The organism is Shewanella nanhaiensis (genome assembly GCF_019457885.1).
GTDB classification, from domain to species: domain Bacteria; phylum Pseudomonadota; class Gammaproteobacteria; order Enterobacterales; family Shewanellaceae; genus Shewanella; species Shewanella nanhaiensis.
The window spans coordinates 295,050-313,027 of record NZ_JAHZST010000002.1; the positions used below are offsets into that span (position 1 = coordinate 295,050).

General features: G+C 45.9%; 15 protein-coding genes. 7 read left to right on the forward strand and 8 right to left on the reverse strand.

Features of this window, described 5'->3' with window-relative positions:
* Window positions 1–339: 339 nt before the first annotated feature.
* On the reverse strand, window positions 340–1,992 hold the full coding sequence (gene groL / locus K0625_RS03610) for a chaperonin GroEL (protein WP_220108412.1): 1,653 nt from the start codon (window positions 1,990–1,992) through the stop codon (window positions 340–342).
* A gap of 82 nt (window positions 1,993–2,074) precedes the next feature.
* Window positions 2,075–2,365, reverse strand: a complete 291-nt coding sequence (locus K0625_RS03615; RefSeq protein ID WP_012326890.1) for a co-chaperone GroES — start codon at window positions 2,363–2,365, stop codon at window positions 2,075–2,077.
* Between the two features lie 229 nt (window positions 2,366–2,594).
* Between K0625_RS03615 and K0625_RS03620 the strand changes: the two genes are divergently transcribed.
* Window positions 2,595–3,950 carry an MATE family efflux transporter gene (locus K0625_RS03620; protein ID WP_220108413.1) on the forward strand — a complete coding sequence of 452 codons (1,356 nt, stop codon included), beginning with the start codon at window positions 2,595–2,597 and terminating at the stop codon, window positions 3,948–3,950.
* Between the two features lie 40 nt (window positions 3,951–3,990).
* The gene (locus tag K0625_RS03625; protein ID WP_220108414.1) at window positions 3,991–4,650 is read left to right on the forward strand and encodes a Qnr family pentapeptide repeat protein; all 660 of its coding nucleotides are present in this window, start codon (window positions 3,991–3,993) and stop codon (window positions 4,648–4,650) included.
* Between the two features lie 94 nt (window positions 4,651–4,744).
* Here the strand turns inward: K0625_RS03625 and K0625_RS03630 are convergent, their stop codons facing one another.
* Window positions 4,745–6,265: a polysaccharide deacetylase family protein gene (locus tag K0625_RS03630; RefSeq protein ID WP_220108415.1), complete on the reverse strand. Its 1,521-nt coding sequence runs from the start codon at window positions 6,263–6,265 to the stop codon at window positions 4,745–4,747.
* 575 nt (window positions 6,266–6,840) lie between these two features.
* On the opposite strand from K0625_RS03630, the gene K0625_RS03635 reads away from it, so the two are divergent.
* The gene (locus tag K0625_RS03635) at window positions 6,841–7,392 is read left to right on the forward strand and encodes a hypothetical protein (protein WP_065204217.1); all 552 of its coding nucleotides are present in this window, start codon (window positions 6,841–6,843) and stop codon (window positions 7,390–7,392) included.
* 49 nt (window positions 7,393–7,441) lie between these two features.
* Here K0625_RS03635 and K0625_RS03640 read toward each other — a convergent pair whose 3' ends face one another.
* Complete coding sequence (locus tag K0625_RS03640; RefSeq protein WP_220108416.1) at window positions 7,442–8,386, reverse strand: LysR family transcriptional regulator; 945 nt, start codon at window positions 8,384–8,386, stop codon at window positions 7,442–7,444.
* 194 nt (window positions 8,387–8,580) lie between these two features.
* Between K0625_RS03640 and K0625_RS03645 the strand changes: the two genes are divergently transcribed.
* From K0625_RS03645 to K0625_RS03655, 3 genes are all read left to right on the forward strand, one after another.
* Entirely contained in the window at window positions 8,581–9,663 is a 1,083-nt protein-coding gene (locus K0625_RS03645; protein WP_220108417.1) for an efflux RND transporter periplasmic adaptor subunit, read from the forward strand.
* A gap of 3 nt (window positions 9,664–9,666) precedes the next feature.
* Entirely contained in the window at window positions 9,667–12,753 is a 3,087-nt protein-coding gene (locus tag K0625_RS03650; protein ID WP_220108418.1) for an efflux RND transporter permease subunit, read from the forward strand.
* Between the two features lie 206 nt (window positions 12,754–12,959).
* Window positions 12,960–13,310, forward strand: a complete 351-nt coding sequence (locus K0625_RS03655; RefSeq protein WP_220108419.1) for a DUF6677 family protein — start codon at window positions 12,960–12,962, stop codon at window positions 13,308–13,310.
* 88 nt (window positions 13,311–13,398) lie between these two features.
* Here the strand turns inward: K0625_RS03655 and K0625_RS03660 are convergent, their stop codons facing one another.
* The 3 genes from K0625_RS03660 to K0625_RS03670 form a co-directional block, all read right to left on the reverse strand.
* Window positions 13,399–13,704: a hypothetical protein gene (locus tag K0625_RS03660; protein WP_220108420.1), complete on the reverse strand. Its 306-nt coding sequence runs from the start codon at window positions 13,702–13,704 to the stop codon at window positions 13,399–13,401.
* A 190-nt stretch (window positions 13,705–13,894) separates the two neighbouring features.
* Window positions 13,895–14,275: a hypothetical protein gene (locus K0625_RS03665; RefSeq protein WP_220108421.1), complete on the reverse strand. Its 381-nt coding sequence runs from the start codon at window positions 14,273–14,275 to the stop codon at window positions 13,895–13,897.
* 203 nt (window positions 14,276–14,478) lie between these two features.
* On the reverse strand, window positions 14,479–14,649 hold the full coding sequence (locus K0625_RS03670; RefSeq protein WP_220108422.1) for a hypothetical protein: 171 nt from the start codon (window positions 14,647–14,649) through the stop codon (window positions 14,479–14,481).
* Window positions 14,650–14,842: 193 nt separating this feature from the next.
* Between K0625_RS03670 and K0625_RS03675 the strand changes: the two genes are divergently transcribed.
* On the forward strand, window positions 14,843–15,388 hold the full coding sequence (locus tag K0625_RS03675; RefSeq protein ID WP_220108423.1) for a helix-turn-helix domain-containing protein: 546 nt from the start codon (window positions 14,843–14,845) through the stop codon (window positions 15,386–15,388).
* 71 nt (window positions 15,389–15,459) lie between these two features.
* Here K0625_RS03675 and K0625_RS03680 read toward each other — a convergent pair whose 3' ends face one another.
* Window positions 15,460–17,865, reverse strand: a complete 2,406-nt coding sequence (locus tag K0625_RS03680) for a zinc-dependent metalloprotease (protein WP_220108424.1) — start codon at window positions 17,863–17,865, stop codon at window positions 15,460–15,462.
* Window positions 17,866–17,978: the final 113 nt, after the last annotated feature.

Genomic DNA, 17,978 nt, shown 5'->3' on the forward strand with positions numbered 1-17,978 from the left:
CAAGAACAAAGCAGTGGATCCCGGCCTTCGCCGGGATGACGGCCAAGAAAACCCTCTCTTAATACATCCATATACTCCCAGGATAACTCTTTGTTGCAAGAAATCCATGTGAATACCGCACCTATCCATGGTGTGTGGCATAAATGTTCCAGACATTAAAAAGCCCCGATACCGTAAGGTATCGGGGCTTTCATTCGTTTAGCTTTAGCTTTTAGGCTCAGACCAACATAATCATCTAACGCAGGAAAAATCGTGTTAGTACAAGGCGCTGTGAGCGACGTGTAGTTCACCTACACGAGCGAGCAGCAACGCAGTAATCACCGATTTTAACCAGTTAGATTACATCATGCCGCCCATTCCGCCCATACCACCCATTCCACCCATGCCGCCCATATCAGGCGCACCAGCAGCTTCTTGTGGTACTTCACCAACCATAGCTTCGGTAGTGATCATCAAACCAGCAATAGACGCTGCGAATTGTAGCGCACTACGGGTTACTTTAGTTGGGTCTAGGATACCCATCTCTAGCATGTCACCGTATGTGTCGTTACCAGCGTTGTAGCCGTAGTTACCAGAGCCGTTCTTGACGTTGTTAGCAACAACTGAACTCTCTTCGCCTGCGTTGGTTGCGATTTGACGCAGTGGCGCTTCCATCGCGCGCAGTGCGATAACCACACCGTGCTTTTGATCTTCGTTGATCACTTCAACGTCAGCGATTTTGCTTGCTACGCGTACTAGTGCAACACCACCACCAGCAACTACGCCCTCTTCAACAGCAGCGCGTGTCGCGTGTAGTGCATCTTCTACGCGAGCTTTCTTCTCTTTCATTTCAACTTCTGTGGCTGCGCCAACCTTGATCACGGCTACGCCGCCTGCAAGTTTAGCCATACGCTCTTGAAGCTTCTCTTTGTCGTAATCAGACGTTGATTCTTCAGCTTGTACTTTAATCTGTGCAACACGTGCTTGGATCTGCTCTTGCTCACCAGTACCGTCGATGATAGTAGTGTCATCTTTAGTGATGATAACGCGCTTAGCTGTACCTAGATCTTCTAGGGTCGCTTTTTCAAGCTCTAGGCCAATCTCTTCAGCGATAACAGTACCGCCAGTTAAGATAGCGATATCTTGTAGCATCGCCTTACGACGATCACCAAAACCAGGTGCTTTAACAGCGGCAACTTTAACGATACCACGCATGTTGTTCACAACGAGTGTTGCTAATGCTTCACCTTCAACGTCTTCAGCAACGATAAGCAGTGGCTTACCTGTTTTAGCTAGACCTTCAAGGATTGGTAGCAATTCACGGATGTTTGATACTTTTTTATCAACAAGCAGGATGAATGGGCTTTCTAGCTCAACACTGCCAGTCTCTGGCTTGTTGATGAAGTATGGAGATAGGTAACCGCGGTCAAACTGCATACCTTCAACGACGTCTAGTTCGTTCTCTAGTGCTTGACCTTCCTCAACGGTGATCACGCCCTCTTTACCCACTTTCTCCATCGCAGTTGCGATGATTTCGCCGATAGTCTCATCAGAGTTAGCTGAGATAGTACCAACCTGAGCGATAGCGTTAGTGTCTGCACACTCTTGAGATAGGTTTTTAAGCTCGGCAACAGCAGCAACAACCGCTTTGTCGATACCGCGCTTAAGATCCATTGGGTTCATGCCAGCAGCAACGGCTTTTAGGCCTTCGGTAACGATGGCTTGAGCAAGTACAGTAGCAGTAGTGGTACCGTCACCAGCAGCATCATTGGCTTTAGAAGCAACTTCTTTCACCATCTGTGCGCCCATGTTCTCAAACTTGTCTTCAAGTTCGATCTCTTTAGCAACAGAAACACCATCTTTAGTGATTAGTGGAGCACCGAAGCTCTTGTCTAGTACTACGTTACGACCTTTTGGGCCTAAAGTTACTTTAACTGCGTTTGCTAGTACGTTAACACCTGCAAGCATTTTTACGCGAGCGTCATTACCAAATAATACTTCTTTAGCTGCCATCTTTAATTATCCTTTAAATTCTTTTTAAATTACCGCGGGTTTATCTAAACCTGAGGTTAGAAAAATGTCCAAATGAAGTGATTTAGCTCACTACAGCCATAAGGTCAGATTCTGAAAGGATCAGAACCTCTTCACCATCAATTTTTTCTTTCTTCACGCCGTAACCTTCGTTGAAGATCACCATGTCGCCAACTTTTACGTCTAGTGGCTGTACACTACCATTTTCAAGAATTCGGCCATTGCCTACTGCAAGTACTTCACCGCGAGTCGATTGCTCAGCCGCACTACCAGTAAGTACGATGCCGCCGGCTGACTTTGATTCAACTTCTGAACGCTTAACTATGACACGGTCATGTAATGGACGAATATTCATCTATGGATGCTCCTAATGATTTTTTAGCCCAACAAAGGTTGGCAATTTTTAATAAATGCAGCAATAAATTAGGGTAATTTTTGCTACTTGATGTTCGATATATGGGGGTCGTGGGATTCAGATCCAAGGCCTTTACAAAAAAAAAGCGATTTTTTTTAACTGCGGTTTATAAATGGTGGCGCAATCCTGCTAGAATTGCCCTCCTTCAGTAATAAGGCAAGACTTCCCCATGAGAGACAGACACGGGCTGCTTACCCAGCCAATTGGTCGTGTACTGCTAAATATGAGCCTCCCGAACCTGATTGGTATCTTAACCATTCTGGGGTTCAGTCTCGTCGACACGTTTTTTATCAGTCAGTTAGGGACAGAATCTCTAGCGGCGATAAGCTTTACTTTCCCGGTAACCTTAGTCATATCCAGTATCGCCATCGGCATAGGCGCTGGGGTATCAACCAACTTAGGCCGGCTAATTGGCAGTGGCCAAGCGCCAAAAGCTAAGGTGTTTTTACACGACTCTCTGCTACTAACCTTCTTCCTGACCGCGTTTATCTCACTGCTTGGAAGCCTCTGTATCGGACCGCTATTTAGCCTGCTTGGCGCGAACAGTGAGAGCCTGCCGCTCATCTATGACTATATGTTTATCTGGTACTTAGGGGCGCCACTACTGGTGCTGCTGATGGTGGGTAATCAAGGACTTCGCGCCACTGGCGATACCAAGTCGCCTGCTAAAATTATGATGTTAGCCGCACTGATTAACCTAATTCTAGATCCGCTGCTTATCTTCGGTATTGGCCCATTTCCCCGTTTAGAGATTGAAGGAGCCGCGATTGCAACGGTGATCTCTTGGATAGTGGCACTGTCACTTTCAAGCTACCTGCTTATCTTTAAACGTCATCTGGTGGAGTTTGCCGAGTTCAATATGGCAAGATTCAGATCTAACTGGAAAAAGCTGGCCCATATTGCTCAGCCCGCCGCCTTGATGAATCTAATGAATCCGCTGGCCAATGCCATCATTATGGCCATGTTAGCCCGTATCGATCATGGTGCTGTAGCGGCCTTTGGTGCGGGAACACGCCTTGAGTCTGTGCTGTTAATTGTGGTGATGGCACTATCATCGAGCTTAGTGCCCTTTATTGCGCAAAACTTAGGAGCGGGCCAAACTGAACGTGCCCGAGACGCCCTGCTGTTTTCACTCAAGTTTGTACTAATATTTCAGACCTTACTCTATCTGCCACTCTACTTCTTTGCAGGCTCTATTGCCCAGCTCTTTAGTAGCGATCCCCAGGTCATTGAGTGGTTAACCTTCTATATCGTTATGCTCCCCGCGGCTTATGGTCCCTTGGGCATAGTGATCTTACTGGCCACCTCTCTGAACGCTTATCACAGGCCGATGTGCTCACTGGTACTGAACGTGTGTCGCCTCTTCCTCATTATGCTGCCACTGGCCGCATTAGGCTCATACCTTGGGGGAGTTAAAGGCTTATTGATGGCGCTTCCTATCACCAACACAGGTATTGGTATCGCCTGCTATATCTTGGCGACGAAAATCTCTGAGCCGCCAAAAGCAGAGCCGTCAACAGCCTAATACCATTCAGTAGAAGCCAATTTAAACTAGGAAGATAGAGATGCAGATCAGTCACAAGGTTTTCACTGAAACTCGTTTTAACGAAGAGGATCTACAAGATACTATTTTCGAGCATTGTGAGTTTTACCGCTGTGACTTTAGTCGTGCAGATCTAAGTGACTCAAGCTTTATTCACTGCCGATTTGTCGAGCGGGGCGATAGCCAAGGATGCCTGTTTAACTATGCCACACTCACCAGTGCCAGCTTTAAGCAGTGTGATCTGAGCATGGCCAACTTTACTGGTGCCCGCTGCTTCGGTATTGAGCTGCGAGAGTGTAACTTACAAGGCGCCGACTTTGGCCGCGCCAGTTTTGCCAATCACATCACCCATAAAACCTTTTTCTGCTCCGCCTATATAACAGGCTGTAATCTGGCCTACGCCAATTTAGAGAGTGCCTTGCTAGAAAAGTGCGAGCTGATGGAAAATCGTTGGCGTGGTGCTAACCTGCTGGGTGCGTCGATGAAAGGCTCAGATCTCAGTGACGGTGAATTCTCTCAATCCCAGTGGGGCACTTTCGAGCTTGAAGCTTGTAACTTATGCCGAGTGGAACTTGAGGGACTCGACCCGCGTAATGTCAAACTTGAAGGGGTGATGATAAATCAATGGCAGCAGGAGCAACTACTCGCACCATTGGGGATCATTGTCACCCCAGATAAATGATAAATCAATGGCAGCAGGAGCAACTGCTCGCACCATTGGGGAGCATTGTCTTGTCACCCCAGATTAAGACAAGACCACAGCGCTAATCAGCGTACTAGCTTCTGTCGCTTATACCGAGCATCTCTTGCAAGTTAACGAAACGGTAACCTTGGCTACGGTAATAATCGATAATCTTTGGCAGTGAATTAACGGTGCTTTGCCTATCACCGCCCGCATCATGCATCAAGTTAATCACTTCTGGATGATGGTTATTAATCATCACGTCGCTGATATTTTTGGAGGTAACAATGGGCGAGTTCCAATCTCGAGTATCTACCGACCACAAGATAACCTTCATCCCTTTCTCATCAAGAAAGGCTATTTGCTCATCGCTTATTTCGCCATAGGGTGGGCGATAAAATCGCGGCGTGATCCCAAGTGAGTCTTGAAACAGCTCATTTGTCTTCCAAACCTGATCTTGCCAAAGCTGTTGATCACTTAACTCACGCCCGTGTGGATGACTCCAGCTATGGTTGGCAAGTGTGTGCCCCTCACTCAGCGCTCTTTCCATAATCGATTGGTTCGTTTGCATGTTCAATCCCATCCAGAAGAAGCTAGCTTTGACCTTTCTCTGGGAGAGAATATCTAATATTTGAGTCGTATAGCTTGATGGCCCATCATCGAAGGTTAATGCGATAAGCTTCTCTTGATTCCACCCCTCTAAAAAATAGCTACCTAAAAAATCACTGGCCTGCCTTGTCAGCTCACTCACACTCACTTGATCTACTACATCACTGGTTCTGACATATTGCGCAGACTTATGAGAGAGTTTAACTGGTGCAGCTAAGTTGACGCTAAATAGCTCAGCATCAAGCGAGAAAGTATTCGCAGCCTTGCTCCCAGGGTAACGGTTAAAGTGCTGACTTGTCAGGTAGTAAGCTAACTTCCACCCTGTACCATTATCTTTAAAGTCATGGGTTGCAGGATCAAACCAAGCCTTGATATCGTCCCCCGTCTTGAGCGCCTTTTTAGCTAGGTCTATCGCGTCATTAAGTGCTGGTTTCGATATTTGAACATCTTGATAAAGCACTTCTGGCTTAAGTTCTGACTCTACAAAATGCAGTGCTAAACCATGACTCACGAGCTTTTCAAGTAGATCTGTATCGGCTTGATGTGCTCGCCTTAATGCTAAATAGATACCAGTTGCCAGCGGTTGACTCAGCTCCTTGTCTGGCAAGCTCTCCGCCAGTGTGACTATCAACCGGCTTTGGCCTAATTTTGACGCTGAAACATCAATGATAATGGCTTGCTCTTGCAAAGGATCCAGCCGGATCCCCATCGCAAAGGTTTCAAGGGAGAACTGCTTGGCAAAGATATCTGACAAGCTAGCAAGTTGAGTACTAAGCGCGGACAACATAGGCTCAGTAGGCTCACTTGTCGCTATCCAGTAGCTAGATAAATCAAGCTCATCTAATATGGGCTTATAATCAACACCTGCTATCTCAATATTCGCCCTAGGGTTAATGTGCTCAACGGGTGCCTTGTCTATCGATGCTTGATTTGCAGAGCCACGCCCCCCACAAGCCGATAGCAACAGTACTGCACAGATCACTAATAACGGCACACTCCAAAACATAACTCGCTCGCTATACCTTGATACTTTGCTAAACCCAATTAACGCCATGAGCACTATTCCCTTTCTGTCTCGTTATGTTTTGATGTATGCCATCACAGAAGTTAACAGCATCGTCATCACTACAACCACTAAAGACAACGCTGTCATTTGTAAGAAAATAGATTAACAAATCAGCAGATATATGCAGCAACTTTATAAAGTTAAGTTATACCCAAGCTACTTGGAAATGCAGGATTCAGTGGGAATTTAATGCATTTTAGGCAAGGCATTGTTTGTAGTTAATGGTTGTTCCCTTAGCAAAATCAATAACGCAGAATAAAATGCATTAAAACCCATCAACGAAGGCTTTGTGCAAGCCCACTTCGTTGTTGCATTGACTTAAAAGGGGGAGCCATTTCTACGCCAATGCGTCTAGAAGTGAACTCGCACAACGCCTCTGAAACGAGCATTTCCAGGTAGTTTGGGTATATATCCAAGCTTAAGCTCAAAAAACTACCAACCCCTAATGGCTTTCCTCTTTTTAAAACAGTAAGCTTACACTGATGTAGTCCCATACATGGAATGTAAGGATAGATATGTATAACCTCATTAAACTAATTGCTATAGCTGCAATCATTAGCTTCACTTACCTAAAGTGGTTCGCTCCCCTCCCTCTCACTGGCTATTACCTGTCGACAGTTCCCGTTAAAGTCGACATGTTCAGTGGTGCCCATGCCAAATATGACACTGATAGCACCACAGATATCGAATCAATCATCTCTCAAAAAAACAAAGAAAATCCAATTGTAATGGTGGCGCTCTCAGTAAGTTCCACCATGGAAAATTTTGAAGAGTCAGACATAGAGTTCATTCCTGATGAATTTGAGAAATTTGATCAACTAGGCTCCATCTACGGTAATATTGCCAACAATAGCTTAATGATGGAACAAGAGCGCGGTTTTATCGATCAAAATGGCAAACGTGGTTATCAGATGACGATGACAATGGCCGTAAAAGAGGAGCAGTTCACCTTAATTCAACAGGTATTTATTGTCGGTGAACATCTATTGGTTTTCATGACCAGCTATAGCGACATTCAAGAGGAAAAAACGGCCATGGCATTCCTCGACTCCATCGAGTTTTTATAGACACCTCTACTATATCAACTCGTTAATCACAGAGGTTATTAGTGTTAAGTTATATCCAAGACTTAATAGAGCCACGTAACCTCTCTTCACGACCACAGCCTTTTCCTGCATTACAGCTTTCGAGCGCACTCATCATATGATCGATAAATCGCTGACTAGCTAGACTGATAAAGCGCCTTGAGGGATAAACTAAGTAGCACTTACCCACATAGGGCTCCACATCTTCAAACAACATGGTTAACTCACCGCGCTCAACGTGTTCTCGGGTCAATGCTAAGGGAAGAAAGGCGATGCCGCGTCCAGTTAAGCTCGCCTCTAAACAGAGCTGAATACTGTTGAGACATAAGTTACCCTTCACTGCGATTTTCATCTCATTGCCAAATGGCACCTCATTGAAAATTCGCCCATTAGGGTATCGAAACAGAATTGAGTTATGCTTTGCGAGATCTTCAGGTAACAGCGGTGTTCCCGCTTTAGCCAGATAATCTGGGCTAGCAACAAAATGCAGCTCTTCAGTTATCATCTCCCGAGCAACCATCTCATTTTCATTAAATGAATCTTCAACCATAAAGGCAAGATCGATATTGTTGCGGATCATATCTTGAGGCTCAGTGCTAACAATCAGCTCCACCGTTAGCTCAGGATTATGGTCCATAAAGTCAAAGATGCCGTTGGCAATATCGAGCAACTCAGGCACTGGAAAGATAAGAATACGTAGATGCCCACCGATCTCCGCTTCCGTGTCGGTCAACTCCACAAGGGTCTGTTCAAGATCCCCTAAAATGGACAAGGTTTTATCGTAAAAATGGCTGCCCGACGCCGTTAACGTCATAGAACGACTCTGGCGATGAAATAACTTGATGTTGAGATCGTCCTCCAAGATCTGCAAACGACGACTCACAGTAGATTTGGGTAGATTAAGCAGATCGGCCGCTTCCACTAAACTGCCAGTTTCTACAATACGATGAAACAGGGCGATATCTTCAGTTTTCATAATCTATTCTCACGACTCCAGAGCGCTAAACCGATAACAAAATACACTATGCTCACGCTTAGTGTTAACAATCAAGCCTATTAGGTTCCATTTAATGGAACTTATAATTCCACATCATCCCGTTTTATTCAATAAAAGATACTGCTATCTTTGCCAACCTTGATTACATTCTGTCACATATATGGAACTGGGCTATGACACTCCTGCCAAAACTACTCCCTCTTTTTATCACCGCCGCCATGTTAGCAGGTTGCAGCACAGAGTCAGTTGAACTCACACCTGAGACAATAAGACCCGTTAAGCTGCTTGAGATAAGCGATATTAATGCCGCCTCCATGCGCGAATTCCCGGCTAAAGTAGCCGCGACTAAGCAGGCGGATCTCGCTTTTCGAGTCTCGGGGCACTTAGTCGATCTCTCGCTAGTTGAGGGGCAGTCAGTGAAAAAGGGCGAGCTACTGGCTCGCTTAGACGACAGGGATGCACGCAACACCTTGCTTAATCGTGAGGCTGAGTATGATCTTGCCGAAGCTGACTACCAACGCAAAGGCGAGCTACTTCGTCGCACCTTAATCTCTCAAGCCGATTATGACCTTGCCAAGGCTCAGTTAAAGTCGGCGAAAGCGGCACTGGCCAATGCACAAGATCAGCTAAGTTACACCGAGTTAAAGGCACCCTATGCAGGTACTGTCGCTAAAATATCAACCGATAATTACCAGATGGTGCAAGCTAATCAAGCCATTCTTCTGCTACAGAAAGATCGTAATATCGATGTGGTGATTCAGGTACCTGAATCTCTGGCAAGCCAGGTGGCGCAGCTAAACAATAAGTTGGGCTCTCAAGCTAAGGTGGTCTTCGCCAATCAACCGAAGAGAAGCTACCCAGCTCTCTTAAAGGAGCATGCGACTCAGGTGACCACAGGCACCCAAAGTTACGAAGTGGTGTTTACTCTGCCTCAACCTGAGGACGTCAAGATCCTTCCAGGCATGAGCGCTGAGCTTAAGCTAGATCTCTCCTCCACAGGAGAGCTGAAGACTGGTGCTGTCTTGCCAGCCAGTGCAATCATGAAGCGAGATGAAGACGGTAAAAATATCGTCTGGCTTTATCAAGATGACAAGGGAAGCGTTGCTCCATCTGTGGTCACACTAGGCAAGGTCACTACAGAGGGGATCGAGATCCTTAATGGTGTCGATGCAGGTGATAAGGTTGTGGTTGCTGGCGTGCAGTACCTCTCAGCCGATCAGCTCGTTAAGCCGCTACGCTGGCAACGTGGAGTTTAATCGATGAATTTTGCCGAATACGCCATAAAACATAAAGTCGTCAGCTGGATGTTTGCCCTACTACTGCTAGTCGGTGGTAGCATCTCATTTCTGGGCTTAGGCCAACTTGAATTTCCCGAGTTCACCATTAAACAGGCACTGGTTGTCACCGCCTACCCCGGAGCTTCACCTGAACAGGTTGAGGAGGAGGTTACCCTTCCCCTTGAGGACGCGCTACAGCAGCTCGATGCAATCAAACATATCACCTCAGTTAACAGTGCTGGCTTATCTCAGATAGAGATTGAGATTAAAGAGAACTACGATGCCACTGAGCTTCCTCAGGTTTGGGATGAAGTGCGCCGTAAGATCAATGATAAGACAAGCGCACTGCCACCAGGGGTGTTAACACCATCAGTCATTGACGATTTCGGCGATGTATATGGCATTTTACTTAATGCCAGCGGTGATGGTTATAGCAATCGTGAGCTGCAAAATTATGCCGACTTTCTCAGGCGTGAGCTTGTGCTCGTCGACGGTATAAAGAAGGTCACTATCGCCGGTAAAATAGATGAACAGGTGATGGTTGAGATATCCCAGCAAAAACTCAACGCCATGGGACTCGATCAAGACTATATCTATAGCCTAATCAATAGCCAGAATGTGGTTTCAAATGCAGGAAGCATACGGGTCGGTGACAATCGGATCCGAATTCATCCCACTGGAGAGTTCACTCAAGTAGAGCAGATGGAGCGCCTGCTTATCAGTAAACCTGGCAGCACCAAGCTGGTTTATTTAGGCGACATCGCCAACATTTATAAAGCGTTAGATGAAACGCCGGATAATATTTATCACGGTAACGGGCAAGATGCACTCTCAATTGGCATCGCCTTCTCCAGTGGCGTCAACGTGGTTGAAGTGGGTAAAGAGGTCAACGCTAGACTACTTGAGCTCGACAGCGAGCGCCCTATCGGTATCGAATTAACCACAGTGTATGATCAGAGTAAGATGGTCGATCAGACTGTCAGTGGCTTTTTAGTCAATCTCGCTGAGTCCATCGCCATTGTGATCGGCGTACTGCTTATCTTTATGGGAGTACGCTCTGGCCTACTGATGGGATTAGTCTTGCTGCTGACCATACTGGGCACATTTATCGTGATGAACATACTCAATATTGAGTTACAGATCATCTCTCTCGGCGCCCTTATCATCGCTTTAGGTATGCTGGTCGACAACGCTATTGTGGTTACCGAAGGGATCTTAATCGGGATCAAGCGGGGACAAACTCGACTAGAAACCGCCAAAGAGGTGATCACTCAAACCCAGTGGCCTCTACTAGGCGCGACAATAATCGCCATTATCGCCTTTGCACCTATCGGTCTGTCAGATAACGCCACCGGTGAGTTTTGTGCTTCCCTATTTCAGGTGCTGTTGATCTCGCTGTTTATCAGCTGGATCACCGCCATGACCCTCACCCCCTTCTTCTGTAACTTGATGTTCAAAGATGGGGAGGTGAGTGAAGATGAGGATAACGACCCATACAAGGGCTGGTTATTTCAGCTCTACCGTAGCAGCCTCAACTTAGCGATGCGATTTCGAGTGATAACGCTGTTACTTGTGATTGGTGCGCTTATCGGCTCAATGGCGGGAGCGGGTAACCTGAAAAATGTCTTCTTTCCAGCTTCGAACACACCTATGTTTTTTGTCGATGTGTGGATGCCAGAGGGCACAGATATTAAAGCAACAGAACAACTTTTCAGCCGAATTGAGAAAGATCTTTTACAGCAGCAGGCCGAGCAAGATATTGGCTTGGTCAACCTCACTAGCGTAATAGGTCAAGGCGCGCAAAGATTCGTGCTCTCCTACGTACCAGAAAAAGGCTATAACGCCTATGGTCAACTATTGATAGAGATGACTGATCTTGTGACGTTAAACCGCTATATGCGCATTTTAGAGAGTGAGCTTAGCCACAAATATCCGGAAGCTGAATATCGCTTTAAGTATATGGAGAACGGCCCGAGTCCAGCAGCCAAGATTGAAGCCCGTTTCTTTGGTGAAGATCCAGCAGTATTAAGAACACTGGCCTCACAGGCTGAAGCTATCTTAAAGGCTGAGCCGACCGCCGTTGGCGTAAGGCATAACTGGCGCAATCAAGTCACCTTGGTCCGCCCTCAACTAGCACTGGCGCAGGCTCGTGAAACTGGGATAAGTAAACAAGATCTCGATGACTCATTGCTAGTGAATTTCAGCGGAAAACAAGTTGGCGTATATCGCGAAAACAGCCATCTAATGCCGATAATTGCCCGAGCTCCCGACAGTGAACGACTTGATGCAGACAGCATGTGGAAGCTGCAGATCTGGAGCGCCGATAACAAGGTTTTTGTGCCTGCAACTCAAGTGGTGTCAGAGTTTTCCACTGAGTGGGAAAACCCCATCATCATGAGACGAGATCGTAAACGTGTACTTGCAGTACTGGCCGATCCGCTCAACGGCAGTGATGAGACCGCTGACTCAGTATTTAGAAAAGTCCGCAGTGATATCGAAGCAATTCCTCTACCAGCTGGCTATGAGCTGGAGTGGGGCGGAGAGTATGAGACAACTATCGAGGCGCAAGCTTCAGTCTTTAGCTCAATCCCAATGGGGTATCTGGCGATGTTTATTATCACTGTTTTACTGTTTAACTCTGTCAGACAACCGCTAGTGATCTGGTTTACCGTGCCGCTTTCAGTCATAGGTGTGGTATCTGGTCTACTGATTTTCGATGCGCCATTTAGCTTTATGGCACTGCTAGGATTACTGAGTTTAACTGGCATGATAGTGAAAAACGGCATTGTTTTGGTCGACCAGATAAATCTGGAGTTAAGCAGCGGAAAAGATCCCTACTGGGCGGTTGTTGATTCATCCGTGAGTCGTGTACGCCCAGTACTAATGGCCGCTATAACCACGATGCTCGGCATGGTCCCTCTGTTATCCGATGCCTTCTTTGGCTCAATGGCTATTACCATTATCTTCGGGTTAGGCTTCGCTTCAGTATTGACCTTAATCGTACTGCCTGTGACCTACACCTTAGTGTTCCGCATTCCTTATTTAGGGGATAGGAAACTTATGAAATAGGAGGTACACAGACAGCAAACCCATTACTAGAAAATACCCAATAACTGCTTCCCGGCAGACCCGATCCAGCAATGGATCGGGATCTTTCATTGAAAACACTGCATTCCCCTTAGCTTGATATGATGGCCAATAAACAAATCCTCACCAAAAAGTCGATTATTGATTTAGAATAACTTCTGCGACTGAGTTTCAAGATAGGAAACCCGATGAATCAAGCAACCAAAGCCTCTCTTATCTCCGCTTTCATCTGTCCAGGCGGCGGGCATTTTTACCTGAAACGCTATAACACGGGCACCTTGCTCAGTGTGGTGACCTTGGGGGCCCTGATCTACCTGCTAAATCAAGCCATCGCCCGCGCTCAAGATATTTCACAGCAGATAATCAGCGGCCAACTGCCTTTAGATCTCAGTGTGATCTATCCTCTTATCACCCAGCCACCCGCTGCAGAGCAAGCGCTCTACAGCAATATTGCCTTAGTCGCCTTTGCAATCTCCTGGTTCGTTGGCGTTATCGATGCTTATCGGTTAGGTGCTATTGCAGATAAAGCTGCAGAGTAAACATATTTCAGAACAAGACAGTAAAATAAAAAAACGGCCAAACAGATATCTGTTTGGCCGTTTTATTAGCTTAAATGATTAACCCTTTTCAGCACCCCTGTTTGAGCGAGGATGTCTTAGAGAAATCATGCTGAGTCGAGGGAAGGTTAACTTTGTAGAGCTTAGCAGGCGTATTTTTTGAGAACTGATAGTCACTGCTTGCCGCAGCCGTTTTAGAAAAATCATGTCGAGTAGAGGGTTTCATCAACTGATTTCCAGTAGCGGGCTTATTTTTAGAAAAATCATAACTGGCTTTTGCCGCTGCAGTCTTAGAAAAATCAGGCTTCTCTGCTAAAGCAAAAGTAGAAGCAAAGACAAGGACTGCAGATAAGGTCAGGCTGGTTAACAACTTCATATAGAACTCCAATCTTATTGACCACAAGTGTGCAACAACAATCTAACTTAAATTGCATCACCAGTGAACAAATGAATTTAATTTCATGCAAATTGATACACTTAGGTTCAATTGCTAAATAAAAACGCTTAAGAGATTTACACTATTTATCAACTTCAAAATAGTTATCTCATCCAATTCAAAAAGAAAATTAAGCGATTGGAGGGCGAATAGTCGGAATGGGCTCGGTAGTCAAAATAGACCATGACCGATTCGGTATTGGTTCAGAGGAGATTATTTGAATTAAATCTAGCGATGAGTAAGCAACAATTCCCGTCAGCAGAGTGCAGTGTGCTACACAGTGGCCACTGGCTAAAATCATACAAGGTTGATCACACTGCACTATTTGACCATCAGAAAAGGCTTCAGCTGTAGTCTCAACAGGACTGATCACAAGTGATACAGATGATGTTTGTTGAGTCGCTTTATGGTTCATAGAGTGAATAAACTCAGGCATGGCCATCGCTGGAGACATTAAATTCTGTCCAACAAGCGCGATAAATAACAGCAGATGTATGATCTGTTTTACCATGTAATATTCGCTACAGTCCTGAAATAGCTAATCTTAAAGCAGTACATTGAAAGAGTATTGCTCCACTTACTACCAATAGACAAGTCTAGGGTAAATAAGTTGCAGAATCTGAGATAACAAGGGCTAACCGAATAAAAATCAAACAAAAAGCCCAACACTAAACTGTTGGGCTTTTTATGAAACTGATTGTTTCAAGGGAAGAATTAACCTACTGCGCAGGTCTTCTCTTCTTGAATTAGGCCAGCTTCAACAGCGTCGATCGCTTTCTGATCGTGATCGTTAGCTGGACAGCCACAAGCGTGCTCACTTGTTGCGTGAAGACGAGCTTGTTCGATGTGCCACTGTGCTACTTTAAGGTGCTGATCTACGTTCATTTTGAAACTCCAAATAGTGTTGATATATAAAAGCCGCGCTAAAATATCATCACAAATTGGGTTTACACAAGGATAATACAGACTAAAAAACCAAATTACTGTCAATATGTTTTAATATTGGAATCTGTAGTCAAGCTGTGTTGATATATTGACTAGTCGTTGCGAGTAAGAATCATTAACAGAGGAAGATAGGATGGCGAACCCCATCAATGAAGGTATCAAACGTCTACGGGCTCAACATAAACTGACTCAAATTGAGCTGGCTGAGATGGCAGGGATCCCCAGAGCGACATTGGCTAATATGGAGAGTAGTAATAGTAACCCAAGTATCAGTGTGGTGATGAAAGTTGCACAAGCATTAGGCGTAACTGTGGATGACCTCATTACTCAACGCCAATCAGTGCATGTAACCAAAGTTGAGCGTAAGGATATGCCCGTCTCCCATCAAGATGAGGGCAAATTTATCAGTACTCGTACTAGCCCTATCAGCACGCAAAATCTACAGATTAGCGACGTGATCATGATGCCGGGATGCAACACTAAGGGCGTACCACATCCAGAGGGTAGTCATGAGCTGTTTCTCTGTTTGGAGGGCACTGCCACACTGGAGGTTCAGGGAGAACTATTTGAGATAGAAGCTGGAAACCTCACCTACTTTAAAGGTCACCTTCCTCACCAATATGGTAATGCCAGTCTCAAACCGGTCCATGCGATCGTAGTGGTATTTATGCAAAAATAACTCAATAAAAAAGCTAAGAAAACTCAGAGTCCTCTTAGCTTTTTTCATCTTTATAGCGCTTGCTATAACGGCTAAATAGGCGATCCTGGCGGCATCTTTATCGGCTCAGGGATCAATTTCACTTTTTCATCTTCCATACCCGCTTCGAGCCCTTGGGCTAACCAGGCAAAATGGGCAGCTTCATAGGCACTAGCACGTTTGACCTTACGGTTTAACTGCTTGAGAGTGGTTTTCAGCCTTGCTGCCAGCTGCGCCTTAACTTCGGGACGAGTTTGCTTATTGTGATAAACCGCCAATAGCTCATCAAGCATAACGCTATTGACCCGCATCCAGACGCCAAGCTCTTCCCCCGTTGGGATATCACTATACAGGGTGAAGCCCAGTAATTTATCCACTAAAGCTGGAACTGACAGCTGCTCCTTATCATTCAAATATGCCTGATTTACACGGTTTAAACGCTCGGGTGCAAACAGTTGCGATAGGGTATGCCTACTCAGCACTTCAGCCATGCCTAAGGGATCATTAATCACTCCAAGACCAGAATCGAAACTCTCACGACTGGCTTGATAATTACCCGACTTAGGAACCAACGCCTCCTGTAGAGAGGTTGAGAGCACTAATTGCTCAGGAGATAGCGTTTGCATTAAGGCCTCAAGCGCATTGAGCTGAAGCTGGGGCGCTAAATAGTGCCAAGACTCACCATCGACGCCATCAGCATAACTGTAATCTGTTCCACCAATAAACTTGGCTGCAGCGGCTATCTGGTAACGGGTCAGCAGATAGATTGGAACAAAACTATCACTGAGTTCACCCGATGGTTGCCCCTTAAGTAGAGCTAATTGGGAAAAATCCTCTATCGCCTTGGTTCTAACTTTGCCTAAGCGAACCAGTTCAGCAACAGGATCACTACCGTTATCCCATAAACTGGCATAAGCATTACTGGCAGCCTTAGCACGAGAGTCTGCCTCGCCGATATAACGTAAACCATCACGCTGCACCTTTTTCATTAAGGCTGTGAGCTCAGCCTGCTCCTCTGCAAGGTCGGCATACTCACCATAACCATACTCAACGATATACTTGTCCCACGCACCGACGCCAACATCATAGGGGGCAGAGATATCTATGTTGCCATCCACTAATCCAATTTTAGGGTGCGGGTAATCCATCACAGAGGCATTACCATTGGTAGAGGCCGCAAAATTATGATCAAAACCTAAGGTATGGCCTATCTCATGGGCAGACAACTGGCGAATACGAGCGAGTGAGAGTGACATTGCAGCCTCCTTAGCAGCATCTCTATCCTCCCAACCTGCGGTCAAGCCACGCGCAATGAGATGATCTTGACGCACACGTTGACTACCTAGCGTGACATGACCCTTGATGATCTCCCCTGTTCTAGGGTCAGTCACAGCGCTGCCATATGACCAGCCACGCGTCGCACGGTGCACCCACTGGATCATGTTATAACGAACATCTTGGGGGTCTGCATCTTCAGGTAGCAGTTCAACCTTAAAGCCATTGATAAAACCAGCCTGGGTAAAGGCCTTCTCCCACCAGCTTGCGCCTTCGAGCAATGCACTGCGAATAGGCTCAGGTACACCGGGATCGAGATAATAGGTGATAGGCTTAACCACTTCACTCGGTGCAGATCCAGGCACCACTTTTTGCAAGCGATGGCGTAACAGGTGACGCTGACGAATATCTTGATCCACCAAAGTGCCGTAATCTAAATACTCATCAGAGAGATAGCCACTCATTGGGTGATAGGCTCGCGGTGTGTACCCCTCATCGGGTAACTGAATAAATGAGTAGCGCATGCGAACCGACAGATGGTTTGCATCGGGTGTCACCTGAGCAACATAGTCGCCTGCTTTTTTGCTATTAAATGAGAGCAGTACATCCACATCACTGTTACGCTCAAATGACTTAACCCCTTCAGGAATAATCAAAGAGCGCTCTGGATCTAACTGATAACTTCCCTGCTTTGTCGCCTCAAGTCTCGATGAGATCCCGTGGAGATCATTAATCACTAGGTCATTAATCGCCACCAAGGAGCGCTTACCGTCTAAAATTTTACCGCGCCATAATACCGATTCAGCAAACGCCTCTTTAACTGCACGCAGCTCAGCACTATTGTCGCTGCTCGCTCTGTACTGAGTGTTTAACTGTTTTAATATCAGGTAAGGACCATGTCGCTCAAACTGTACCAAACGGGTATAACCTAACTGACCACGATCTAGCCCGATATCGTTTGAGCCAACCCCATGGGGCAAACTGGTCAGTAGCAAGAAAGGTTGATTGAGTTTATTAATCTCAAGGTACAGATCCCCAGAGTTTTTAGCATAGAAAAGATTGGTAAACCCTGTGGCAGCCTGACTCTTCTTAATCAGTGTGGCTGTATTTTCTGATGCGGCTGTGGCGGTAACGACTGGCGCGGATAGCAGTGCGGCTGCCAGCACGAGGTTAAAGGGTTTCATTTTATCTCCTTGAATTGGTCCCACAGCTTGATTATTTTTTATCGTTTTCAGCTGTATTCATAGATAGTTAGCCCCTACCTAAAAATGGCGGGTCCCATTAGGCAGGTCTGTAT